23 protein-coding genes and 2 tRNA genes are annotated in these 24,096 nt (G+C 45.5%); 14 read left to right on the forward strand and 11 right to left on the reverse strand.

The window, feature by feature from the left end; all coding sequences use genetic code 11:
- Nucleotides 1-641 precede the first annotated feature (641 nt).
- Nucleotides 642-2,501 (forward strand): S8 family peptidase, encoded by a 1,860-nt coding sequence (locus ACXAH1_RS13515; RefSeq protein ID WP_138553329.1) that lies wholly within the window; start codon nucleotides 642-644, stop codon nucleotides 2,499-2,501.
- 65 nt (nucleotides 2,502-2,566) lie between these two features.
- On the opposite strand, the gene ACXAH1_RS13520 is transcribed toward ACXAH1_RS13515, so the two are convergent.
- Nucleotides 2,567-3,757: a class I SAM-dependent methyltransferase gene (locus ACXAH1_RS13520; protein WP_475197388.1), complete on the reverse strand. Its 1,191-nt coding sequence runs from the start codon at nucleotides 3,755-3,757 to the stop codon at nucleotides 2,567-2,569.
- A gap of 83 nt (nucleotides 3,758-3,840) precedes the next feature.
- Here ACXAH1_RS13520 and ACXAH1_RS13525 point away from each other — a divergent pair, with 83 nt between their 5' ends.
- On the forward strand, nucleotides 3,841-4,488 hold the full coding sequence (locus ACXAH1_RS13525; protein WP_475197390.1) for an HD domain-containing protein: 648 nt from the start codon (nucleotides 3,841-3,843) through the stop codon (nucleotides 4,486-4,488).
- Here ACXAH1_RS13525 and ACXAH1_RS13530 read toward each other — a convergent pair.
- Nucleotides 4,485-5,465 (reverse strand): ion channel, encoded by a 981-nt coding sequence (locus tag ACXAH1_RS13530; RefSeq protein ID WP_253046184.1) that lies wholly within the window; start codon nucleotides 5,463-5,465, stop codon nucleotides 4,485-4,487. The genes ACXAH1_RS13525 and ACXAH1_RS13530 overlap by 4 nt on opposite strands.
- 72 nt (nucleotides 5,466-5,537) lie before the next feature.
- Here ACXAH1_RS13530 and ACXAH1_RS13535 point away from each other — a divergent pair, with 72 nt between their 5' ends.
- On the forward strand, nucleotides 5,538-6,212 hold the full coding sequence (locus tag ACXAH1_RS13535) for a M48 family metallopeptidase (RefSeq protein WP_475197391.1): 675 nt from the start codon (nucleotides 5,538-5,540) through the stop codon (nucleotides 6,210-6,212).
- Nucleotides 6,213-6,406: 194 nt separating this feature from the next.
- Here ACXAH1_RS13535 and ACXAH1_RS13540 read toward each other — a convergent pair.
- Both ACXAH1_RS13540 and ACXAH1_RS13545 read right to left on the reverse strand, forming a co-directional pair.
- Nucleotides 6,407-6,491, reverse strand: a tRNA-Tyr gene (locus ACXAH1_RS13540).
- Between the two features lie 23 nt (nucleotides 6,492-6,514).
- Nucleotides 6,515-6,599 (reverse strand) — tRNA-Tyr (locus tag ACXAH1_RS13545).
- Between the two features lie 112 nt (nucleotides 6,600-6,711).
- Between ACXAH1_RS13545 and ACXAH1_RS13550 the strand changes: the two genes are divergently transcribed.
- The gene (locus tag ACXAH1_RS13550; protein WP_475197393.1) at nucleotides 6,712-7,233 is read left to right on the forward strand and encodes a VC2046/SO_2500 family protein; all 522 of its coding nucleotides are present in this window, start codon (nucleotides 6,712-6,714) and stop codon (nucleotides 7,231-7,233) included.
- A gap of 262 nt (nucleotides 7,234-7,495) precedes the next feature.
- Here the strand turns inward: ACXAH1_RS13550 and ACXAH1_RS13555 are convergent, their stop codons facing one another.
- The 3 genes from ACXAH1_RS13555 to ACXAH1_RS13565 all read right to left on the reverse strand — a co-directional run bounded on the left by ACXAH1_RS13555 (nucleotide 7,496) and on the right by ACXAH1_RS13565 (nucleotide 8,976).
- Nucleotides 7,496-7,951, reverse strand: coding sequence for a YchJ family protein (locus tag ACXAH1_RS13555; protein WP_475197394.1), 456 nt, complete (start codon nucleotides 7,949-7,951; stop codon nucleotides 7,496-7,498).
- A 16-nt stretch (nucleotides 7,952-7,967) separates the two neighbouring features.
- The gene (locus ACXAH1_RS13560; RefSeq protein ID WP_475197396.1) at nucleotides 7,968-8,393 is read right to left on the reverse strand and encodes a SulA-like leucine-rich domain-containing protein; all 426 of its coding nucleotides are present in this window, start codon (nucleotides 8,391-8,393) and stop codon (nucleotides 7,968-7,970) included.
- A gap of 121 nt (nucleotides 8,394-8,514) precedes the next feature.
- Entirely contained in the window at nucleotides 8,515-8,976 is a 462-nt protein-coding gene (locus tag ACXAH1_RS13565; RefSeq protein WP_475197398.1) for a tetratricopeptide repeat protein, read from the reverse strand.
- Between the two features lie 118 nt (nucleotides 8,977-9,094).
- Between ACXAH1_RS13565 and ACXAH1_RS13570 the strand changes: the two genes are divergently transcribed.
- Nucleotides 9,095-10,384: an NCS2 family permease gene (locus ACXAH1_RS13570; protein ID WP_253046496.1), complete on the forward strand. Its 1,290-nt coding sequence runs from the start codon at nucleotides 9,095-9,097 to the stop codon at nucleotides 10,382-10,384.
- Between the two features lie 6 nt (nucleotides 10,385-10,390).
- Here ACXAH1_RS13570 and ACXAH1_RS13575 read toward each other — a convergent pair whose 3' ends face one another.
- Entirely contained in the window at nucleotides 10,391-11,152 is a 762-nt protein-coding gene (locus ACXAH1_RS13575; RefSeq protein ID WP_253046190.1) for a hypothetical protein, read from the reverse strand.
- Nucleotides 11,153-11,430: 278 nt separating this feature from the next.
- On the opposite strand from ACXAH1_RS13575, the gene cysB reads away from it, so the two are divergent.
- Nucleotides 11,431-12,408, forward strand: a complete 978-nt coding sequence (cysB, locus tag ACXAH1_RS13580; RefSeq protein WP_130245836.1) for an HTH-type transcriptional regulator CysB — start codon at nucleotides 11,431-11,433, stop codon at nucleotides 12,406-12,408.
- A 220-nt stretch (nucleotides 12,409-12,628) separates the two neighbouring features.
- On the opposite strand, the gene ACXAH1_RS13585 is transcribed toward cysB, so the two are convergent.
- The 3 genes from ACXAH1_RS13585 to pabB form a co-directional block, all read right to left on the reverse strand.
- Nucleotides 12,629-14,005, reverse strand: coding sequence for an L-serine ammonia-lyase (locus ACXAH1_RS13585; RefSeq protein ID WP_138546675.1), 1,377 nt, complete (start codon nucleotides 14,003-14,005; stop codon nucleotides 12,629-12,631).
- 196 nt (nucleotides 14,006-14,201) lie between these two features.
- Nucleotides 14,202-14,759 carry a CoA pyrophosphatase gene (locus ACXAH1_RS13590; RefSeq protein ID WP_475197401.1) on the reverse strand — a complete coding sequence of 186 codons (558 nt, stop codon included), beginning with the start codon at nucleotides 14,757-14,759 and terminating at the stop codon, nucleotides 14,202-14,204.
- Nucleotides 14,756-16,096, reverse strand: a complete 1,341-nt coding sequence (pabB, locus tag ACXAH1_RS13595) for an aminodeoxychorismate synthase component I (protein WP_475197402.1) — start codon at nucleotides 16,094-16,096, stop codon at nucleotides 14,756-14,758. The genes ACXAH1_RS13590 and pabB overlap by 4 nt, the downstream gene beginning before the upstream one ends.
- A gap of 224 nt (nucleotides 16,097-16,320) precedes the next feature.
- Here pabB and ACXAH1_RS13600 point away from each other — a divergent pair, with 224 nt between their 5' ends.
- The 8 genes from ACXAH1_RS13600 to ACXAH1_RS13635 all read left to right on the forward strand — a co-directional run bounded on the left by ACXAH1_RS13600 (nucleotide 16,321) and on the right by ACXAH1_RS13635 (nucleotide 24,094).
- Complete coding sequence (locus tag ACXAH1_RS13600; RefSeq protein ID WP_475197404.1) at nucleotides 16,321-17,847, forward strand: fumarate hydratase; 1,527 nt, start codon at nucleotides 16,321-16,323, stop codon at nucleotides 17,845-17,847.
- A 409-nt stretch (nucleotides 17,848-18,256) separates the two neighbouring features.
- Nucleotides 18,257-19,297, forward strand: coding sequence for a Leu/Phe/Val dehydrogenase (locus tag ACXAH1_RS13605; RefSeq protein ID WP_253046194.1), 1,041 nt, complete (start codon nucleotides 18,257-18,259; stop codon nucleotides 19,295-19,297).
- Between the two features lie 55 nt (nucleotides 19,298-19,352).
- Nucleotides 19,353-20,000, forward strand: a complete 648-nt coding sequence (locus tag ACXAH1_RS13610; RefSeq protein ID WP_475197406.1) for a CatA-like O-acetyltransferase — start codon at nucleotides 19,353-19,355, stop codon at nucleotides 19,998-20,000.
- Between the two features lie 395 nt (nucleotides 20,001-20,395).
- The gene (locus ACXAH1_RS13615) at nucleotides 20,396-21,166 is read left to right on the forward strand and encodes a DUF3450 domain-containing protein (protein WP_475197407.1); all 771 of its coding nucleotides are present in this window, start codon (nucleotides 20,396-20,398) and stop codon (nucleotides 21,164-21,166) included.
- A 6-nt stretch (nucleotides 21,167-21,172) separates the two neighbouring features.
- Nucleotides 21,173-22,537 carry a MotA/TolQ/ExbB proton channel family protein gene (locus tag ACXAH1_RS13620; RefSeq protein ID WP_475197409.1) on the forward strand — a complete coding sequence of 455 codons (1,365 nt, stop codon included), beginning with the start codon at nucleotides 21,173-21,175 and terminating at the stop codon, nucleotides 22,535-22,537.
- On the forward strand, nucleotides 22,537-23,061 hold the full coding sequence (locus ACXAH1_RS13625; RefSeq protein ID WP_125784483.1) for a MotA/TolQ/ExbB proton channel family protein: 525 nt from the start codon (nucleotides 22,537-22,539) through the stop codon (nucleotides 23,059-23,061). Before ACXAH1_RS13620 ends, ACXAH1_RS13625 begins: the two co-directional genes overlap by 1 nt.
- 14 nt (nucleotides 23,062-23,075) lie before the next feature.
- Nucleotides 23,076-23,480, forward strand: coding sequence for an ExbD/TolR family protein (locus ACXAH1_RS13630; RefSeq protein WP_010381814.1), 405 nt, complete (start codon nucleotides 23,076-23,078; stop codon nucleotides 23,478-23,480).
- Entirely contained in the window at nucleotides 23,480-24,094 is a 615-nt protein-coding gene (locus ACXAH1_RS13635; RefSeq protein WP_253046497.1) for an energy transducer TonB, read from the forward strand. The genes ACXAH1_RS13630 and ACXAH1_RS13635 overlap by 1 nt, the downstream gene beginning before the upstream one ends.
- The last annotated feature ends 2 nt before the right edge of the window (nucleotides 24,095-24,096 follow it).

Raw genomic sequence — 24,096 nt, forward strand, 5'->3', positions numbered from 1 at the left:
AGATCTACACTACCGTCATCCCGCACTTGATGCGGGATCTACCAACAGACCACATCGCAGGCATGACAAATACATCGAAGCAAACCTACTCCTTGCTTTCATGATGTATAGAGCTATTTCTGATGAAGTGTCACTATTTCTCCATTCATACAAGCCCTCACTATCTTCATCCCACATTAACTTCGAATGAATAGCAAAGACTATACGCCGTGTCCTTATGTTAGGTCTGACTCCATACTGTCATCTCACGTAACGACCCAGAAAATGATGGGAGCGCCAACACTGGAGCTATTCTTCGTCACACTTACACCTTTGGACAATAGGTCACTCGATCAATACTCATTTTAGGATGTTAAGCAATTACGGAGCGTGAAATGAAATATTCAACCCGCGTACTTAACATGAAAATATGGTGAGCTAAAGTTCCCCAGTATAGGGAAGTTCTGTAATGGAAGTAATATTTAAATTATAAAAATCAACAGTGTACCGATTAAATCATGAATATGAAAAATATTAATGTAAATTTAAATTTACATTAATTGTAAAGATAGTTAAATAAATGTTCCATTTTGTGTTTATTTTCTCTGCAATTGAGCTACATTTTGATTGGAAATTAACCAAACAACAAAAAAGGAACAAGTATGCGTAAACTAAACACACTCGCTTTTGCCATTCTGGCAGGCATTTCTGGACAGTCGATGGCTCAGGCTGAGTTACTGACTACAGACCAGAGCAAGGCCATTCCAGGCAAATATATCGTCGTGTTTAAAACGCCAACTGTACTTAATACACAAAGTGCAATGGCTATCTCAGACTATGCTACAACGCAGGCACAGGCATTAAGCAATGCTTACAATGTAAACGTTGCTAAAAGCTTCAATGGTGTGCTTAACGGTGTTGTGGTAAACGCGTCTGCAGGTGATGTAAAAGCAATGCTGAAAGACCCTAACATTGCCTACATTGAACAAGATCAAATAGTCACAGTGACGCCTCAGGCTTCAGGCGATCAGAGCAACGCGATTTGGGGTCTTGACCGTGTAGATCAGCGCGCATTGCCTCTGAATTCAAACTATCACTACGACTTTGATGGTTCAGGCGTTACGGCTTATGTTATTGATACTGGTGTTCGTATCTCGCATAGTGAATTCGGTAACCGTGCAAGCCACGGTTATGACTTTGTCGACAATGATGCAGACTCTTCTGACTGTAACGGTCACGGTACGCACGTTGCTGGTACCATCGGCGGTTCACAGTACGGTGTTGCGAAAAATGTTAATGTTGTCGGTGTTCGCGTATTGGGTTGTAATGGCTCCGGTTCATATTCTGGTGTGATTTCAGGAATTGACTGGGTTAAGAACAACGCTTCAGGCCCGTCTGTTGCGAACATGAGCTTAGGTGGTGGCGTGTCTCAGGCTGTTGATGATGCCGTTAATGCTGCCGTTGCTTCTGGTGTTACTTTCGTTGTAGCTGCTGGTAATGATAATAGCGATGCTTGTAACTACTCTCCAGCTCGAGCTGCCGATGCAATAACTGTTGGCTCGACAACTAGCAGCGATGGCCGTTCAAGCTTCTCAAACTATGGTTCTTGTCTTGATATTTATGCGCCAGGTTCCAGTATTAAGTCTGCGTGGTATAATTCTGACAGTTCTACCAACACAATCAGTGGTACCTCAATGGCTGCACCACATGTAGCAGGTGCGGTAGCATTGTATCTCGACCAGGATCCATCGCTTACTCCAGCGCAGATTGATTCACTGCTTAGTAGCAGAAGTACTAAAGGTGCGGTATCCGATGCCAAAGCAAGTTCACCGAATGAACTGCTTTATACGCTTGAAGGTGATGCGCCGCCTCCACCACCACCGCCAGGCCCTACTGAGCTTGTTTCAGGTGTAGGTGTGTCTGCGTCAGGTGCGTCAGGTTCAGAGACTTTCTATAAGCTTGCTGTTCCAGCTGGTGCAGCGTCGGTTTCGTTCACTCTGGCTGGCGGCTCGGGTGATGCGGATCTGTATGTTCAACAGGGTTCTCAACCGACTCAAAGCAGTTACGCGTGTCGTCCATATAAAAACGGCAACAACGAGTCTTGTGAATTTTCTAACCCAGCTGCAGGTGACTGGTACGTGATGCTACATGGCTATAGCCAGTATTCAGGCGCTACGCTGACAGGTACTTTTGGTGATGCTTCAGGCTGTGGTGCAAACTGCCTTGAAAACGGAGTGCCAGTAACAGGGCTGTCTGGTGGTACCAACACAGATACCCGTTACACCATCGAAGTGCCAGCAAATGTGACGCTGAATGTGAGTATTTCAGGTGGTTCAGGTGATGCTGACCTGTATGTACGCAAAGGGACTCAGCCAACGACAAACAACTATGATTGTCGTCCATATCGCTCTGGTAACAATGAAACTTGTACTCTGAGTTCAGGTACGGATGGTGGTACTTACCACATCATGGTTCGAGGCTACAGCAGCTATTCAGGCCTTACTTTGCAAGGCAGTTTCTAAATATAGTAAGTTAGAAATACGAGAAAGGCCGGTTTATACCGGCCTTTCTACTTTAATGATGACGATTAATACACTTTACAGATCAGGCCTTTTAGGTAAAACCCCTCCGGGTAACAGCCTGCTATAGGGTGGTCTGCTGCCTGATTAAGGCGCTCCATAATTAACAAGTCTTTACCTGCATCTAGAGCCGCATCAGCCACTACTTTTTGGAACAAATTCTGTTCCATAAGGCCTGAGCAAGAGAAGGTTAGCAAAGTACCACCTGGCTTAAGTAACTGCATAGCCAGCATATTAATGTCTTTATAGCCGCGGCAGGCACCATTGAGCTGTGCTTTACTCTCGGCAAATTTAGGCGGATCCATGACAATGGTGTCAAACTGACGGCCTTCCTCACGGTATTGTCTTAGCAACTTGAACACATCCTGCTTAACAAACTGAGCCCGCGACAAATCTAGTTCATTGTGTTCTACATTACGCTTAGCTGTATCCAGAGCAGGCTGAGAGACGTCGACATTGATGACTTCTTCACACTCACCACGGAGCGCATACAGACCAAACGTGCCTGTATAGCAAAAACAGTTAAGCACTGACTTACCTTTTGAGAAGCGTTCGAGTGCCGCACGGCTGTCTCTTTGGTCTAGGTAGAAGCCGGTTTTGTGACCAGATTTAATATCGACTTCAATTTTCAAGCCGTTTTCCATGATCACAACTGGCGCTTCAGGTTCGTCTCCCCACAATACACCGGTGGTTTTCTCAAGCCCTTCCTTTTTCCGTACATCTACATCAGAGCGCTCATAGATATGGCACTCGGGAAACAGAGTTCTGAGAGCTTGTACGATTTCGCCTTTGTGGCGCTCTGCGCCGGCACTTAACAGCTGACAAACCAAATAGTTGTCAAACTTATCAATCGTTATGCCGGGCAAACCATCTGACTCGGCAGCACATAGCCTGAAGCCGGTTAACTGTCCTTCTTCAATGACCTGCTCGCGCGCTGAGAGTGCTCGCGCTAGTCGTCGTTCGAAAAATGACTGATCGATTTGTTCAGACTGATCAAAGCTCCAGATCCGCGCTCGGATCTGAGAGTCTGGACTATATGCGGCTGTAGCCAGGTATTGACCGTCGTGACTATAAATGGTCACTGTATCGCCAAGTGCAGGTTTACCTTTGACTTTTTTGATCGCCTTAGAAAAGATCCAAGGGTGCTTTCTTTTTAAAGATTTTTCACGGCCAGGTTGTAAATACAGCGCGCAAGACATATAAATTCCTTACAGTAGATTATGGTGACATTTTAGTGAAGCCAATAACAACATACAATCAGAACCACGAGGTTAAGGGATAAATGACATTAAATACGATGGAATTTGAGGCTGCATGCAGAGATTTTATGCTAACAACTGAGTTTGCCGATACTGCCCACGATTTATCGCATATCTTGCGGGTAGTTAAAACCGCGAAGCAATTGTGTGCGGCCGAAGGTGCTGACCTTGAAGTCGTCTTGCCCGCAGCCTGGCTGCACGACTGTGTAGCAGTGGCAAAAAACCACCCGGATAGGCCAATTGCCTCTAAACTGGCAGCTGACAGGGCTGTCGCTTTTTTATCAACGCTAGACTACCCTAAAGACAAGTTACCCTCAGTACATCATGCAATTGTCGCACACAGTTTTAGTGCCAATGTGACCCCAGATACTTTGGAAGCTAAGGTTGTTCAGGATGCCGATCGTATGGACGCGTTAGGGGCAATAGGGGTGAGTCGGTGTATGAAAGTTGGCGGCGCGATTGCAAGGCATATGTATCATATCGGTGACCCTTTCTGTCAGGAGCGTGAGCCGGATGATAAAAAATATACGTTAGATCATTTTTACATCAAATTGCTTAATATTGCAGAGCAGATGCATACCCAGTCAGCTAAGAGAGAAGCGCAGAGACGCACTGAATTTATGCGCGGGTTTTTGCAAGAGTTGGGAAGAGAAATTGGTATCTCTGATTAGCGGGTCATGCGTTTTACAAATACGACAACGAACAAGGCCAGAGAAAAGCTGCCGGTAAATGCCTCAACCGTCGCGATTAACCGGGTGATGCCGGTCGGCGTTATGTCGCCATAGCCAAGTGTTGTAAAGGTAACCACACTGAAATAAATACAATTTAGCAACGTGCTTAGGTTTTCCGTCCAGGAGGCTTGGCTGGAAAACTGGATAAGCCCGTCATTGTAATTGATCCCGAACAGGAAGTAGCAGATTGCGCAGGCGATGATCATACCCAAACTGAAACGGATCACATTTTCGGGCTTTTCGCCGTAGCCGCACAACATATCGACAAAAGAGGATACCAAGCGGCGTTTGGAGAATTTGGGGTATTGCGCGTGTCGCATGCGTAGCTCGCTGTAGGTATATTTCCCGGCCATCTCAAATAGACCTTGCTGCTCGGCGCCTTTTCTTAGTAATCGATAGATTTCTTCAGACTGCAAAAATAAGTCGTTTGCTTCTTCCAGATCTTGCTGCTTAAGAGCTTCATTGGCTTGCTTTTCCTGCAAAAGCTTGTCACCGAGATAGAGGTTGTCGATGCGCGTCTTATCGAGCTTCATGCCTAACAGGTTTGTATCTCCAAGCTTGCAGCAGTGCAGATTGGCGTCACGCAAGTCTGCCTTCATTAAAGAAGCATTTTTAATTGTACTATTGAATAAATGAGCACCTTGCAAGTTAGCACGATAAAAGTTGCTGTATGACAAGTCATAGCCTTCGTGGTTGTCAAACTTGACCAGGTTGAGGCCTTCGAGGTTTGCACGTTTTAACTCCAGACCTTGCAAGAGACCACCTCTTTTGGCATATCTCTCCAGCTTTTGTGTCAATTCCAGACCGCTCTTGTCAAATTTGCTATCATGCCAAAAGCAATAGCCTGACCCCATATCTATTTCTTGGCATTTATGGCCATCGGGTGATTCATATTGGCAAAGAGGTTTGTTGTTCATAGTGCGCCAGATCAATCCTTCTTATAAGTAAGGGTAGCAGTATTTTTTCAGGGTAAATAAAAAATTGTATCTATGTCATTCGATTATCAATTAAGCATCAGTAAGCGCAGACAGAGTGTTGCCATTAAAGTAACAGCAGATGGCGTGAAAGTATTCGCGCCCTACGGAATCGACAAGCGTTGGCTGGATACGTGGCTAAAAAGCAAATCACACTGGGTCGAAAGTAAAAAATTGGCGATGTCTGCTCAGCAGCAGATCCAGATACCTTTTGACAGTAAGAAAATTCAGATATTTGGCGAGCAGTATCAGTTTGAGTTGTCACCAAGTTGCTCTTACATTGATCACGATGCGAAATGCATTGGTCTAAAAACGCATGCCAAACCCGACTCTGAAGGGGCGAGAAAAGCGCTGTTTGGGTATTTAAACCAGGTGTTACTTAGTTATGTGACGCCGGTACTGGCGGAGTATTCCGACCTGATGAGAAGTGAGTATCAAGAACTTAAAATCAGGGAATATAAACGTCGTTGGGGCAGCTTGTCATCAAGTGGCACTCTGGCACTCAATAGCTTGCTGGTAGGTGCACCTAAGTGGGTAATTGATTATGTTATTGTGCACGAGTTGGCGCATTTCCATGTCATGGCACACAACCAAGCCTTTTGGAAAATCGTTGCGCATCATTACCCTGAATATAAGAGGGCACAAACTTATTTAAGCCAAAACGCAGTGGTGTTGCAGATTAAAAAGTAGGGGCGTACGGTTTCGGTTGGAATCAATGAATCGAATTTTTCTGCCAGTAGTTATCATTCAAAAGCGTAAGCAAGAACGTATAGGTTTCCAAATGACAGAAGTGCTATCGTTGGGGAATGAGCATTTAAATATGAATGTCTTTTTGATATGAGTGGCTAACCAGACATTATTTTTAAATTGGTTTGATAGGAAAGTGGTGGAGGGGGCTGGATTCGAACCAGCGAAGGCAGTGCCGTCAGATTTACAGTCTGATCCCTTTGGCCGCTCGGGAACCCCTCCTAAGAGAAATACAAATTGTGATGTGGTGGAGGGGGCTGGATTCGAACCAGCGAAGGCAGTGCCGTCAGATTTACAGTCTGATCCCTTTGGCCGCTCGGGAACCCCTCCTCAACATGGGCGCTGATAATATCAAAGTTTTTAGTGAAGTAAAGAAATGTTCTAAAGAAAATTGAAAAAATGCCGATAAATTTTCATATTCCATAAATTGTGGCGATTTTACATGCAGATAGATGGCATTTTGTGCAAAGAGGCCCAGCTTGGTAGTGCGCTTAATCACAGTGTTCATGAAGCCCGGCGCGGTGACTTTGCATTGCTTTTATCTTTGTTGTCTCAGGATGCGTTAGATTTTAGCCAGTTTGACCTGCCCCATACTTCACCCGAGCAGCCGGATAAATCTGAAGCAGCGTTAAAATTGGCATTGCAGTTGGGCCCTCAAAAACCACTTGCACCCGAGCAGTTTAATATGCTCATCGGCCAGGACAATGGTTTTTTGGTTCAAGAGGGGGATCTAGCCAGCCTTCGTCTCAAAGAATGTCTACAGCCAGAGCCCTATGCCGTGCGTAATGACAAAAAGCACATTCCTTTGCATATTGTTGACAATCTTGAGCCAGCAGTAAGACAGAGGCTAGAAAAAACCAGAAACCCTCACATGATTGTTGATAATAAAGACATCGATGCAGCAGGGTTTTATGATCAGATAGCCGGCGGAGAAATGCAATCTATGTTGCAGGTTGCTGTTTAAAGAAGCACACCGACGGCATGGGAATACAAAAAGACGCTTTGGATAGGGCTACATGCTTGTATGCACCAGATGCAAATCTAAATGAGGAGAACATTTAGCTTTTGCTGAGTATCATTCTACGGCACTGATCCTGCTTTACAGAACGCTGCTTTGGCACCTGTAAAACGTAGAAACAAAAAATTAAGAGTAATACTCAAGCGCGGGAACATTACACTTTATGGATTATTGTGCATTCAATAACCCAAAAGTTTAGCCAGCCAACCTAGCCGTGGCATTTTTTGAACTTCTTCCCACTTTGGCAGGGACAAGGATCATTCCTGCTAATTTTTCTCTCAGGGCAGGCAAACAGGTCGCCATCTAGATAACGCCACAGCCCTGCTTCTTTTATAAAGCGAGACCGTTCATGCATTGTGACGCACACGCCGCCATCAAGGTACATCGCTTTAAACTCCACAAAGTGATAATCAGTAGACTCACTGCACTGGATAATCTCTAACCCGATAAAGGTGACCTGCTCGGCAAATGCTCGGATACTGGCTTCACTGTTTTCTGCACGCATGCTTTGTGCGTACGTATTATGTATGTAGCCTGTGTCTTTAAGACAATACGCACTATACCGTGAGCGCATCAGTTGTTGGGCGCTTTCAGGTTGCTTACGTCCTTCTATAAAAGGCAGACAGCACACTTGTGCTTCAGTTTCAGAACCGCAATAACACATATATTCTCATTTGGACTTAATGCGCAACGACGGATGTTCCATGGCCAGTAGAGCGAGTGAAGCAAAACAATTCAGTATCACTGTCTATCAGCTTAAACCGGGCAAGCTGCTGATCAGATACTATGTCTGTCCAGGTAACCACCGCTGCAAAGTTGCCTTTGCATAAAGCGCTGTTAATAACATACTCCAAGTTTATCAAATGTCTCTGTCGCAGCACCAGTAACTTGCTGCTGTCAATTGAGCTGTTATCCAGCAGTGCTTTGCTTGGGATGTTGTCTGGTGCAATGAGCAGTGTCCATTTATGTAACGAGTTACATCGATACAGAATCTTTAATAGTTCCAAACTGCTGACTATGTCATCTTCCGCATACACTAGCTGATAACGTTTATCGGCTGTATTGGTTTGAGATGAAGAAATATTTTGCACTTGAGTATGTAACATGAGCAGACCACTGATTTTCTATACAGTGGTTATACAGTATTTCATACAGTGCTATTTGGCAAGTAAAATATCGCGTATTTTTTGTTCTTTTCTATTAGTGCTTTGATTGTGTTTACTTTTATTATGAGATCGTGTCCTGATTAAAATGCATCATCTGGTGGATTTGCTCATACAGTGTTGCAGCATAACATTGAGCATCGATAAATCGTTTCGCAGTCAGATGTGTACGTACTTGCTCCAGTGTACCAGCTGCTGCCTGATTGCCCTGACTTTGCGCGAGTGACAGCCAGGCAATACCATGAAAAACACTTTTAGGCACACCCTGGCCTTTAATGAACAGCATACCCAGATAGAACTGTGCTTTATTGTCGCCTGACATGGCAGCCAGGCGTAGCCATTTTGCGGCGAGCGGATATTGTTTATTTTTCAGATAATAAAGCCCTTTTTTATAGGCAGCTTTGCTATCCGTGTCTGAGGGCCAGCGGTTTTCAGAGTCTGGTGTTGCGGTCACAAACTCCAATACATTGAGGAGTTGTTGTTCCAAGTCATTGCCGTTTGCAACTGCTAATTGGTTCTTTTTCATACTGATTTCACTTAATACGACCTAGATCAGAGTGTAGTTGATTTTTAACTATTTTGTCCGATTACACCAGAGATTTATGATAAAATCCGGCTTTCGTTTCTATATAAAATACAAAGACATGCTGGAAAAATTATTTTCGCTCCGTGCACAGCAGAGCACAGTCAAAACCGAGTTTATTGCCGGTCTGACGACATTTGTCACTATGGTTTACATCGTGTTTGTTAACCCGGCCATGTTGGCTGAAGCGGGCATCGATCATGGCGCTGCGTTTGTCGCCACCTGTTTAGCGGCAGCCATTGGCTGCTTTATTATGGGCCTGTGGGCCAATTATCCTCTGGCCCTGGCACCAGGGATGGGACTAAATGCCTTTTTTACTTACGGCGTTGTATTAGGTATGGGCCACACCTGGCAAAGCGCATTAGGCGCGGTATTTTTATCAGGCTGCCTGTTTTTACTACTGAGTGTTTTTAAAGTCAGGGAATGGGTGATCCAGGCAATTCCCCTGGTATTAAAACAAGCTATTGCTACGGGCATTGGAGCTTTTCTGGCACTGATTGCGCTGAAAAATGCGCAGATCATTGTCGCCAGTCCAGCTACCTTTGTTCAATTGGGAGACATCACCAGCCCAGGTCCTCTGTTGGCCATTCTGAGTTTTTTTGTGATTGCAGCTTTGATGTATCGTGATATGAAAAGTGGTGTGTTACTGAGTATTTTATTGGTAACGGTTTTGGCTTGGGCCCTTGGCTTGGTTGAATACTCAGGTATTGTGTCAGCACCGCCAAGCATTGCACCCACTTTGGCGCAACTGGATATTGCCAGCGCACTGGAAATTTCAATGCTGAGTGTCGTGTTTGCATTTTTGTTTGTTGATTTGTTCGATACCAGCGGTACTTTGGTTGCTGTTACGCAAAAAGCGGGGATTGCTGATCAGGAGGGGCGGATGCCGCGTCTGGGCAGAGCATTGTCTGCGGATAGTTCGGCGACCATTGCCGGCTCCTTCCTTGGCACGTCTACCACTACCTCTTATATCGAATCTGTGTCGGGTGTATCCGTGGGTGGCCGAACAGGTTTAACTGCTGTGGTCGTTGGGTTGTGTTTCCTGCTTATGATGTTCTTCGCGCCATTGGCCCAGATGGTACCAGCTTATGCTACAGCAGGAGCCATATTGTACGTAGCTGTTTTGATGTTACAAAATCTGAAGCTAGTTAACTGGGATGATATGAGCGATGCGATACCGGTGAGCGTTGTACTGTTAATGACGCCGTTGACTTTTTCCATTGCTCACGGCATCGCACTTGGCTTTATTTCTTACACAGCGGTTAAACTGGCCTGTAATAAGCGAGAGGAAATTTCTATCAGTGTCTGGGTATTAACCCTGCTGTTTATTGTGAAGTTTGCGATCAGCTGACGCTGATCACCACTTTTTCTTGGGTGCGAAAAGGACGTCGAGATCGTCCTTTTCTTTCTCGGCTTTCTTTTTCACCGCAGAGGCGTTAGAGGCTTTGAGCTCTGTGCTGATCTCACTCAAGTATCCTTCTAACAATGTTTTCTTTTCATTAATGTATTCATCTGAATAAGAAACACCGCAAATAATCGCATAGGCTTTTTCAAAGTATTGTCGAGCTGAGCCTACCATGTTGGCGCTTTTAGCAGACAACCCCCGCTTGATTTGGCTTTCAACGTTGATCCTAAGCTGCAACCGCTCCATTTTACGGTCTTCTTGCACGAATACCTGCGTGTCTACCTTGCCTTTACTATGCTCTGAACGCAGCAGGTGGCGTAATTTTTTAATTCCCTGAACCAGTGCAATGAGTTGTTTGTCGTTATCGGGCAGGGCTACTTTATCAGATTCGTTGGCATTTTGGGGCTCATTATTCATACGCTCCTGCGACTCATGCATACGGCTTTTCAATTCGCGAGAGGTAGGAGACAATTCAACCATAGCAACGAGCGCATCATGCACTCGACGTTGAATGATACGGATCATTGCGCCCGACATAGGAATATTGCTGCTGTTGAGGATGACGTCTTCGGCTTCTTCTATGATCCGCTTTTGTTTGGCCAGCTCTTTACGGCGCTCCGCTTCTTGTTTTTCTCTGTGTTGTTGAATAGCACTAACCCACACAGCAATTACAATGAGTGCTACAATCAACAAAATTATTACGGTAACAAACATACCCGGATCTCTTCGTAAATCATACAGCTGATAGTTTTTTTATATTACATCAAATAATTGCGGATTGAACAGTGTTAATAACAAGAGACTTGAAAATCCAGCAAATTCCATCATTTTTTAGTATAGCTTAATGACTGGAAGCTGGCTCTAATAGGCTGGGGAAAGTATTGTCCTATCGGATAGACTAGAATTATGCTAGGCTGAGTCATTATTTGCCTGTATCTAATGATAGCTGGCCTAGTCGTACACCAGATAACAATTAAAACAAACGCTTAGTTATGAAATTACAACAACTGAAATACATAGTTGAAGTTCTGAATCACAACCTCAATGTGTCAGCTACCGCAGAAAGCTTGTATACCTCCCAGCCGGGAATTTCCAAGCAAGTGCGTATGCTGGAAGACGAGCTTGGTGTACAGATCTTTGGCCGCAGTGGTAAACATCTCACGCATGTTACCAGTGCTGGCAATGAAATAATCAATATTGCTCGAGAGATACTGTCAAAGGTTGAGGGCATTAAAGCCGTTGCTAATGAACATACGCTGCCCGACCAGGGTAAACTAAATATTGCAACCACACATACGCAGGCGCGTTATGCACTGCCAAATGTGATCCAGGGGTTTATGCAAAAGTATCCGGCAGTCTCTTTGCATATGCATCAGGGGACGCCGCAACAGATCTCAGATGCTGCTGCCAGGGGCGATGCTGACTTTGCCATCGCAACCGAAGCACTACATTTGTATGGTGATCTGATTATGCTGCCTTGCTATCACTGGAATCGCAGCATTGTCGTCACGAAAGACCACCCGCTGGCTAAAAAGGGCAGCAATATCACGGTGCAGGATGTGGCAAAGTATCCTTTGATCACGTACGTATTTGGTTTTACCGGGCGCTCAGAGCTGGACAAAGCTTTTAATGCACACGGTTTATCACCGCATATAGTTTTCACAGCCACCGATGCGGATGTGATTAAAACTTATGTTCGATTAGGCCTTGGTGTTGGTGTGCTGGCAACCATGGCGGTCGATGAAGTGACAGACAAAGATCTGGTATGTATTGATGCCAGCCATTTGTTTGAGGCAAGTACGACTAAGATAGGCTTCAGAAAGGGCAGTTTCTTGCGCGGCTACATGTATGACTTTATCGAACGCTTTGCGCCTCATCTGACGAAAGACCTGGTCGAGCGGGCCAGCCTGATGCGCAATCAGGAAGATGTCGATGCGTTATTTGAAAACACAGAGCTACCAGTCAAGTAAGAGGTACCAATTTCACTTAATGCCTGTTCAATTTGAAAGAGCAAATATGATGCTAACTGTGTGAAAAATTTCTCATTTAGAGCAACTAAATAGCAAAATCTTTGCCTGGTTATCGACGATATTTTCTCGCCTCAGAATAGAAGACTTAATTAAGCAAATTGGTACGAATAGACAATAAAAAAGCCGCAATTGCGGCTTTTTTACGTACAGACCTTACTGGTTAACACTCGATAATATTAACCGCCAGACCACCACGTGCTGTTTCTTTATATTTTGTTTTCATATCATTACCCGTATCGAGCATGGTTTTGATCACTTTATCTAAAGACACTTTCTGCTCACCACTACCACGCATGGCAAGACGCGAAGCGTTGATGGCTTTTACTGCACCCATGGCATTTCGTTCAATACAAGGCACCTGTACTAACCCGCCAACCGGGTCACAAGTCAGGCCCAGGTTATGCTCCATGCCAATTTCCGCGGCATTCTCTACATGTACGACATTGCCACCCATGATTTCTGTCAGGGCTCCGGCTGCCATAGAGCACGCTACCCCTACTTCTCCCTGACAGCCTACTTCGGCACCAGAGATAGAAGCATTTTTCTTATACAGAATGCCAATCGCGGCAGCTGTTAGCAGGTAGCGTGTGGCAATTTCTGCGTCCACTTCTTTGATGAATGTGTGGTAATACATGAGCACCGCAGGCAAAATCCCGGCTGCGCCATTAGTCGGTGCTGTGACAACCCGACCGCCCGCTGCATTTTCTTCATTCACGGCCAGTGCGAACAGGTCAACCCAGTCCATAGCACGTAGCGGATCATTACTGTTTTCCACATTCAGTTTTAGATACAAGCTTGGAGCGCGACGTTTTACCTTTAATCCTCCAGGTAATATACCCTCAGTACGCATGCCGCGTTCAATACAGGCTTTCATTACTTCCCAGATATGGAACAGTTCAGCTTTTATTTCCTGTTCGCTGCGCAGCGTTTTCTCATTGTGCATCATCAGAGAAGACACACTCAGGCCCGTCTCTTTGCACATTTCCAGCAGCTGCTGGGCATTTTCAAAAGGATAGGGGGCCGGGTTCTGTTCACGTACATCCAACGCCGCTTGCTTTTCGTTGTCAAACTGTTCTTCGGTTACAATAAATCCACCACCGATTGAGTAGTAAACTTGGCTATGTACTAGCTCAGAACCAGAGAAAGCTTGCAGCTCCATCGCATTAGAGTGTTTTGGCAGGGTCTTACGACGATGGAAGACAATCGCCCCTTGTTTAGGGAAAGCGGCTTTGTGAGTCTTGTCCAGATAAATCACTTGCTCGCGCTCAATGGTATCCAGAATTTCTGGCACTTTGTCCGCATCTACTGATTCGGGATCGTATCCAGCTAAGCCCAGGATCACTGCTTTACCAGAGCCGTGGCCTATGCCAGTTTGGCCCAGCGAGCCAAATAGCTCCACTTTTACTGATGTGATCTGATCAATTATGTTGTTGTCCTGCAGGTCTTTCACAAACAGGCGCGAAGCGCGCATAGGTCCGACAGTATGGGAAGATGACGGCCCAATACCAATACTGAACATATCAAATGCACTAATCATAAATTCTACTCAACATTGCCTCTGAACGGGCGCACATCATAACGTTAATTATTGCATAAGTAACCCATTTCACAGCAAAATTGTATACAGTTTTGGTTGGGCTAGAAGTGGATATAGTCAATGAGCGGCAATAAGTACTCGAAAGCGTACAAACTCATTTGGTTATAGCGCAATTTTATGGCAAGTTTTAGACAGGTCAGGCCACTCTGGCAAGTAGCTGCTGAACGATTTTGGCAGTCGCTCCCCAGAGCAACCCGTGCTCTGTCATCAGGCCGTTAAACGTCACTGATTTGCCCCGCAACTGGGTCTGGACTGGCTGCCAGGCGCGTTGTTGTGCAAGCAGAGATAACGGCAGAGTAAATACCTGTTCTACTTCATCACTGTGTGATTCCCAGGTTGCATCGTGATTTAAAACTGCCAGGACAGGCGTTATCCGAAAGCCTGTCAGTGTGGTGTGTAAAGGCAATACGCCAACCGGGTTAACCTGCTGCGGATCAAGGGCAATTTCTTCCTGACTCTCGCGTAGTGCTGTGGTGATCACAGAGGCATCTTGCAATTCAACTTTGCCACCCGGAAAACATAGCTGACTAGGGTGGCTGCGTAGTTGAGCACTGCGTTTGCAAAGTAGCATTGAGGCTTGTCCATTCACCTCTAACAGTGGCACTAAAACGGCACTTTCCTGACCTTGTCCTAAAACAGGTGTCTGGTTTGAGTCGCTCAGGCTAAAGCGACTTATGACGTGTTGTAGATTCATAGGATGGGCAGTATCTTGTTCACCTTGTGATAAGTCTCCTGATACTCTAACTCACAGTCCGAGTCTGCGACAATCCCTCCACCGGCCCAGCAGTAAATTTTTTGCTGATGACACACTAATGTTCGGATGGTAATCGATGTGTCCATCGCACCACAGGCACTAAGATAGCCAACAGATCCACAATAGGCGCTACGTCTGTGCGGCTCTAACTCTTCAATGATTTCCATTGCGCGGATCTTTGGTGCTCCTGTGATAGATCCGCCGGGAAATGCGGCTTTAAGCTGGTCGACTGCGGTTTTACCTTCTGCGAGTTGAGCGGTAACAGTACTGACCAGATGGTGTACGGCAGGGAAGCTTTCAATTTCAAATAGTTTGGGAACCTGCACACTGCCTGGCTTAGCCACTTTGCCAAGGTCGTTGCGCAGCAGATCGACAATCATCACGTTTTCTGCGCGATCTTTGGGGCTGCACTGTAAAGCCGCTGCCTGCTGTGCATCCGCCTGCTGATCTTGTAATCTGGGTAAGGTACCTTTGATTGGTTTGGTCTCTACCTGGCCTTGACGCACTGAGATAAAGCGCTCTGGAGATACCGACACTATGGCATCTTCTCCAAGGTTAATAAACGCAGAGAAAGGTGCCTGGTTCTTAGCTCGCAAGGTTTTATAAGCACACCAGGGTGAGCCCTGGTACTCGGCACTAAACCTTTGTGCCAGGTTTATCTGATAACAATCACCGCTCCTCAGATAAGCATGGATACGGGCAAATTTGGCGGCATATTCGGTCTGAGTCATATTTGCCTGCCAATGACTGGTCAATGTAAATTTATCCCCTTCATGGCGATGTTGTTCAATGAGCGAGCGGTAAGTACTGAGTCGGTTGTAACCTGGCTGAGTAACAAAGTACCAACGATTAAGATGATTATCACGGATCAGTGCATCAGGATAAAGGCCGGCTACCATGTCTGGTATTGCAATGTCCTGTGCTGCACTTTGAGGTATACTTTCTATATACCTGCCAAGGTCGTAACCAAAGTAGCCGAGCCAGCCACCACAAAAGGGGAGGTCTGGGTGTGAAATGGCTTTCAGTTCAGCCAGTTTCTCTTGCATGATAGTGAAGCCGTCTCGTTCAACGCATTTGCCATCGAGATAAAATGCACCTTCTCTGGCTTCGAGTACGCACACCGGGTTGATACTCATGATATCAAACCGGCTATTCTCATGACTGGCATCGCTGGAGTCGAGCAATATTGCCAGTGGCTGAGAGGCAAGGGTGTCGAACACCTCAATGGTTGATAAAGAAATGTCTAGTTCAATGGTGTTACTACCTGGATTTGTCATTAACTGAACCCGAATGCTAGCCCGAAACGGGCGAGGAGGGTATCATAATTGTCATTGAATCCATAGCGTGTTTGATTGCATCCAGCTTGTGAATTTGGATAAGCACAGGACTTTAGTCGCTAATCTGTGATTGCGATACTCACTTTTCGCAAGATGGTATATAATCGCGCCTCTCAATAAACACCGGTTTACCTCGTCACAGACCGGAGAATAAAGGAACCGTCATGAGTACTATTCGTCAGCAAGACTTTATTGACAGCATCGAAGATGCGTTACAATACATTTCTTACTACCACCCATTGGATTTTGTTCAGGCTTTAGAAAAAGCGTACGACAAAGAACAAAGTAAAGCAGCTAAAGATGCGATTGCACAAATCTTGATTAACTCTCGTATGTCCGCAGAGGGCAAGCGTCCGTTATGTCAGGATACGGGGATCGTGACCTGTTTTGTAAAGGTCGGTATGGATGTTAAATGGGACAAGACGGACCTGACTGTACAGCAAATGGTGGACGAAGGTACACGTCGTGCTTACACCAATCCAGATAATCCGTTGCGTGCTTCCATAGTTGCAGACCCTGCTGGTGCGCGTAAAAACACCAAAGACAATACGCCTTCTGTTGTGCACATCGATATGGTACCGGGCGCTGAGGTTGAGGTGATGATCGCAGCCAAGGGTGGTGGGTCAGAGAACAAGACGAAAATGGTGATGCTGAACCCATCAGACGATGTTGCTGCCTGGGTAGAGAAAACGTTACCGACTATGGGTGCTGGCTGGTGTCCACCAGGCATGCTGGGAATAGGTATCGGTGGTACTGCTGAAAAAGCAGCGGTATTGGCAAAAGAGTCTCTGATGGACCCGGTTGATATCCACGAGCTTATGGAGCGTGGTGCTGAAACGGCGGAAGAAAAACTACGCCTGGAAATTTTCGAACGCGCGAACAAACTCGGTATTGGTGCGCAGGGCCTGGGCGGTCTGACTACGGTTGTTGACGTTAAGATCAAGTCTGCCCCAACACACGCTGCTTCTAAACCTGTGGTTATGATACCTAACTGTGCTGCAACTCGTCACGTACACTTTACGCTGGACGGTTCGGGTCCTGCTGATCTTAAAGCGCCGAAACTTGAAGACTGGCCTGAAGTGACCTGGGAAGTGGGTGAAGATACGCGTCGAGTTAACCTGGATGAAATCACCAAAGAAGATATCCAGGACTGGAAAATGGGTGAGACCGTGTTGCTATCCGGTAAGATCCTGACTGGCCGTGATGCAGCACATAAACGTTTGCAGGATATGATTAACTCAGGTGAAGGGCTGCCAGAGGGTGTTGACCTGACTAACAAGTTTATTTACTACGTGGGTCCCGTTGATGCAGTTGGTGATGAAGTAGTGGGTCCTGCTGGCCCAACAACATCGACGCGCATGGATAAGTTTACCGATCTGATGTTAGAGAAGACTGGACTGATCGGCATGATCGGTAAGGCTGAGCGTGGTCCAGCTACGGTCGAGTCTATTAAAGAAAACAAAGCCGTCTATCTGATGGCGGTAGGTGGCGCAGCTTATCTGGTAGCCAAAGCTATTAAGAAAGCCAGAGTGGTTGCGTTTGAAGATCTCGGTATGGAAGCCATCTACGAATTTGAAGTAGAAGACATGCCTGTGACTGTTGCAGTTGACAGTGACGGTGTGAATGCCCATACGCAGGGGCCAGCTATCTGGAAAGCTAAGATAGAAGAGCTGGATAGCAAGCTTAAGTAAGCGGTTATCAAGAGAGATTTAAAAAGAGGGCGCGGCCCTCTTTTTTTGATCTCCCGGCATTGGGACTGGCTACAGATATAGCTCACTTCAGGACGTTGGATATCCGCCACCTGGTCTCATCAGACCTGTTGGATTCGTAAAAATAATAGTACGCAAACAAGCCTGTTGACGTTTACGTAAAGATTAACCACCAGAAATTGTAAAAATTACGAAGAATTAAGCTCATTTGAATCGACTTAATGCATAATTAAGCCAATATATGGCTATTTAATGTATCATGCAGGCAGCTTTAACGCTTTTAGAGTCAATATCAACTCATATTGTGGATTGGATAGAGAGTTAGTGATACAGTTCGATGAATTTCAGCGCTATCTGACTCAAAGTCAGTCTATAACGGAGAACAAACAAAGTGGCTGTATTTAACCAAGTTGAATTTGATAACCACGAACAGGTGGTTTTTTGTTCTGATGAGGCTTCAGGCCTGAAGGCAATCATTGCTGTTCACAACACCAAACTGGGCCCGGCCGTTGGCGGTTGTCGCCTATGGGACTATGCAGACGATGCAGATGCTGTGTACGACGTACTGCGCCTTTCAAAAGGCATGACCTATAAGAATGCGGTTGCACGTTTGCCTTTCGGTGGTGGTAAATCTGTGATCATTGGTGATGCTAAAAAAATCAAATCTGAAGCGTTATTCAGAGCATTTGGCAGACACCTTGAGCGCCTTGGTGGTAGCTACTACTCAGCCGAAGACGTGAACATCACAACTGGTGATGTGATGACAATGCATAAAGAGACTAACTATGTAATGGGTCTTGAGGGCAAAAGTGGCAACCCGTCGCCGTTCACTGCGCTGGGCACATTCTTGGGTATTAAGGCTGCCTATCAGCATAAGCATGGTCATCAGGACCTGTCGGGCATAAAAGTGTCAGTGCAAGGTCTCGGTGCTGTTGCATATACTTTGTGTAAGCATCTGCACGAAGCGGGTGCAGAGTTATTCGTGACTGATATCAATCAGGCATCGATTGACAGAGTCGTGAATGACTTTGGCGCGACTGCCGTGAGCATTGACGAAATCTATGATCTGGATGTGGACGTTTATGCGCCTTGTGCTTTGGGTGCAACGGTTAACGATGAGACGATTCCTCGTATCAAAGCCAACATTATTGCGGGCTGCGCGAACAATCAGCTAGCTGAGTCGAGACATGGTGAAATCTTACGTGAAAAAGGCGTGCTTTATGCCCCTGATTACGTTATCAACGCCGGTGGTATCATCAATGTGTACTACGAAACTAAGCCGGAAGGTTATAGTGAAGAAGCAGCGACCAAGCATGTTGAAGGCATTTACGATACTTTGACAGAAATCTTTGCTCGCTCTGATGCCGAGCAAAAGTCAACTCACCTGATTGCCGACGAGCTTGCACAGGAGATCATCGCAAACGGTTTGTAATCACCGGACGATGTCATCAATATAGAGGGGGTTATCACTCCCTCTATATTAAACTATGAAACACATTACACCTTCAGACTGGCCTCGAGCTGAGCATTTTGATTTCTACCAGGGCTTTGAACAGCCTTACTTCAACATAACGACTCGCCTTAAAACGGGTGACCTTCATGCTTTATGCAAAAAGCGACAGCTTTCATTTACCTTTAGCTACTTATATTGTCTGAGCAAAGCTTGCCAGCATTATGCCCCGATCCGTTATCGGATAGTAAACGCACGTCCTTGCGTTGTTGATCAAGTTGACATGAGCTGCGTATTCTTGCGTGAAGACAGGAGCTTTCGATTTGTGCCTTTGGTTGCTTGTGAAGGTATCCACGACTACATTAAAGAGAATGAAGCACAAAAAAAAGTGTACCTTGAACAACCTTTGGTTAGTGAACACTTTTTGGAAACTTGTGACAATCCTCAACAACTTTATTTATCTATTTTGCCGTGGCTGGATTTTAGTAGTTTTAGTCACGCTCGTAGTGCAAAAGATAACCTGGGTATTCCCAAGTGTGTCTTCGGGCGCCTGGATAAACAAACCGGGGAACTGCCATTTTCAGTTGAGGTACATCATGGGTTGATGGATGGTTTGCATGTCGCTGAGTTTATTCAGCAAATAGAAACACAATGCAAATTACTGTGTGAACAGTTATTAGGCTAAGCATTCCTCCTTCCCTGAATCTGTTGTTGCGCGAAAGTGGATGCTTAGCGTCCAAAGAGAAATTAGCTCATTGATATTAAAAGCGAAATTAACTGCCAAATTGGTCAAGAGAAAGGCAGGGTGGAGGCGCTAAATTGCTGTAATAAAATGTAAATAAAGTTGCTTTGTGTATGAAATATAAGTGCTTAAGGTTTTTATTCTTGGTTTCCTTGTTAATACAATGTTTTTTTTCAATTTATTTCATCGCGACAAGCAAAAATTGTTTTAAACATGAAGTTGACATGGGCAATAGCATTTAGCATTATTGCACGGTTGATACTGCTAAAAGTATCCGGGGTACTCTCTAAGAGAGTGCAAAAATTATAAAAGTAACATTACTTAATTGGTTGGGAACTATGTCTGTTAAAATCAGAAAGAGCCTTGTAGCTTCAGCGCTTTTCGGCGCAGCGGCATTTGCAAGCAGCAATGTGATGGCAGATCCTTTGAATGACATACAAAAAGTAGGTCAGCAAACTCAAACGGCTGCTAAAAAGTCTCAAGACAAGATTGATGGTATCTACGGTCAAACTATCGAAATGGTAGCTGAGTACCGTGGAATTGTTGACGAAACAGAACTTCTGAAAGTTTACAACGACCACGTAGCACGTTTGGTTGCAGACCAAAATGCAAATATCGAATCTCTAGAACGTCAGATCGCGACGGTTGATAAAACTAAGCAAGACGTTGTGCCTTTGATGTATCGCATGATTGATACACTCGAGCAATTCATCAAAGCGGACGTGCCGTTTGATACTGAAAAGCGTCTAGAGCGTATTGAGAGACTACGTGAAACGCTAACTAACGCGAAAGTAACGACGTCTGAAAAATACCGTCAGGTACTTGAAGCATACAGCATTGAAACTAACTACGGTTCAGCAATGGTTGCTTCTCAAGGTTCGCTTGAAGTAGGCGGTAAGAACATTAATGTTGACTTCGCCCGTCTGGGTCGTATCGCTTATGTTGCTCAGTCTTTTGACCAGAAGCAAGCATGGGTTTGGAATACCAGCAGCAAGCAGTGGGATCAGCTAGGTGAGGAATACCTGAAGCCTGTCAAAGACATGATCCGTATTGCACGTGGTCAGGCTGCCCCAGAACTAGTTAAACTACCTATTTTCGGCGCGGAGTAATAAAACATGAAGAAACTATTTAAAGGTTTTGCCGTTGCTGCAGCATTAACAGTTTCTGCTGGTGGCGCGTTGAACGCACATGCAAATACTGATTCTCTAGACAAGATCCTAGAGCAGGTAAAGCAGAACCGTATCTCTGAAGGTAAAATCAACAAAGCTCGCGAACAAGAGTTCCTGTCAGATCGTGCTGACAAGCAAGCTTTGCTGAATAAAGCTAAGCGTGACCTAGCTGCTGAAAAAGCACGCGGTGAGCGTCTTAACAAGCAGTTCAAACAGAACGAAGTTACACTAGCAGAGAAAGAAACTGAACTACTTAACGCTCAGGGTACTCTGGGTGAGATGTTCGGTGTGGTACGTCGTAACGCAGCTGAAGCTATCGGTTCTATCGAAGCATCAATCATCAGTGCTGAAAAGCCTGGACGTTCAGAAGTTCTTCGTTCTCTGGCAGCAGCTAAAGAACTACCAACTACTCGCGAGCTGGAAGAACTTTGGATTGCTTTCCAAACTGAAATGACAGAATCTGCAAAGATCTCTACTTTTGAATCTGAAGTAGCAGAGCTAAGCGGTGACATCAATGTTAAACAAGTAACTCGTGTTGGTAACTTCAACCTGATTACTAAAGACGGCTACGTTGTTTACGATGCAGAAAACAAGCAAATCGTACCACTTGGTAAGCAACCTTCTTCAGACGTTCTGGCCACTGTTGCTGATCTTCTGAACACGCCTGCTAGCCAGTACACGCCTTTCGTTGTTGACCCAACGCGTGGTGCTATCCTACGTCTGAACACTCAGCGTGCAACTGTTGAAGAACGTTGGCACCAGGGTCAAGAAGTAGGTTACATCATCACTGCATTGTTGGCGCTGGGTGCATTAATCGCTGTTGTTCGTTTCATTGACCTAATGTTGGTTGGTGCGAAGATCAAGGCGCAAATCAAGAATGCTAACAACCCAACGGATAACAACCCACTGGGCCGCATCTTGAAAGTATACCACGACAACAAGAACCAAGACGTTGAAAACCTTGAGCTTAAGCTTGACGAAGCAATCTTGCGTGAAACGCCTCGCATCGATGCTGGTATCAACATCATCAAGATCCTTGCAGCTATCGCACCACTACTAGGTCTACTAGGTACGGTTGTTGGTATGATCATGACGTTCGAATCAATCACACTATTTGGTACTGGTGATCCTAAGATCATGGCAGGTAACATCTCTCTAGCACTTGTTACTACTGCGCTTGGTCTAATTGCTGCGCTACCGTTAATCCTACTTCACGCTATCGTTGCGGGTCGTAGTAAATCTATCCTACACATTCTTGACGAGCAAAGCGCGGGTATCGTTGCTGCGCACGCGGAGAAGGAGAGAGCATAATGCTAGTCCTGGTGGAGACGTGGGAATCTATCAGGGATTTTGTTGCTACAGGCGGCGATGTATTATACGTGGTCGCGATAGCACTCTTTCTAATGTGGGTATTAATGATTGAGCGCTATTGGTTCCTATTAGCTGAATTTCCTAAAATGAAAAAGGGAATAGTAAGCAGATGGGATGCCCGCCAAGATACTACATCTTGGTACGCACACAGAATCCGCGATGCATGGATTTCTGAAGCGTCTGAAAAATTAGATGAGCGCATGTTGATTATCAAAACATTGGTTGCAATGTGTCCGTTGATCGGTCTACTAGGTACAGTGACAGGTATGATTTCGGTATTCGAAACCATGGCTACACAAGGTACAGGTAACCCTCGATTGATGGCCTCAGGCATCTCAATGGCAACGATACCAACAATGGCTGGAATGGTTGCGGCACTATCAGGTGTATTCTTTAGCACCCGTCTGGAAGCGAGAGCTAAGATGGCTAAAGAAAAACTAATTGATAGCTTGCCACATCACTAGAGAGAGATTTTATTATGGCACGTAAACAACGTTTTCGTGAGGAAGAAGAAGCAGCAGTAGACATGACCCCGATGCTTGACATCGTATTCATCATGTTGATCTTCTTCATCGTTACCACCTCTTTTGTTAAAGAGGCCGGTATTGAAGTTAAAAAGCCAAAAGCTGCGCAGGCACAGCAAACTAAGAATGCGAACATCTTTATCGCTATCCGTGAAAACGGTGAGATCTGGATGGACAAGCGTCAGGTTGATGTTGAGCGTGTAAGTGCAAACCTTGAAAATCTGTTAGCTGAGCAACAAACCGAGACCGTTATTATCCAGGCGGATAAAGGCGCGAAACACGGTGTAGTTGTTAAGGTAATGGATCAGATTAAGGCAACTGACGACGCCTTGAAGATTTCAATAGCTGGAGCTAAGTGATGATTCGATTTCTGTTTTCACTTCTTGCAGGTGGGGCAGTAACCTTCGGCTTATTCTTCTTTATGTCCTATCTTATCTCAGGAGGAGCGGATAGGGCTGACAATAAGAAGGAAGAGATCATAGTCGAGATTATGTCGAATCCGCCTGAATCAGATGTGCAGGAGAGGAAGCGTGTACCGCCTCCGCCTCCTCCACCGCCTAAGCAGCCGCCTAAGCCGCAGCCGCCTCAGCCTGAGAATGCTAACCCGAACGCAGGTGCAATTGGCTTTAATATGCCTAGCATCGACATCGGTGGCACAGCTGGTGGTTTAAGTGGTCCTGGTGATTTCGGTCGTGACGGTGAAGCAACACCTATCGTTCGTATCGAACCTAAGTATCCGCCTCAAGCAGCGCGTGATGGTAAAGAAGGCTGGGTTCAGCTTCGCTTTACAATCAATGAGCTGGGTGGTGTAGATGATATTGAGATCATCGATGCTGAACCAAAGCGTATTTTCAACCGTGAAGCAAAACGTGCGCTTCGCAAGTGGAAATACAGACCTAAAATCGTTGATGGTAAGCCGCAGAAACAACCTGGTATTACTGTTCAACTCGACTTTAAACTTAACCAAGGTTAATA

It is taken from the genome of Pseudoalteromonas sp. AWH4_217 (assembly GCF_056161105.1).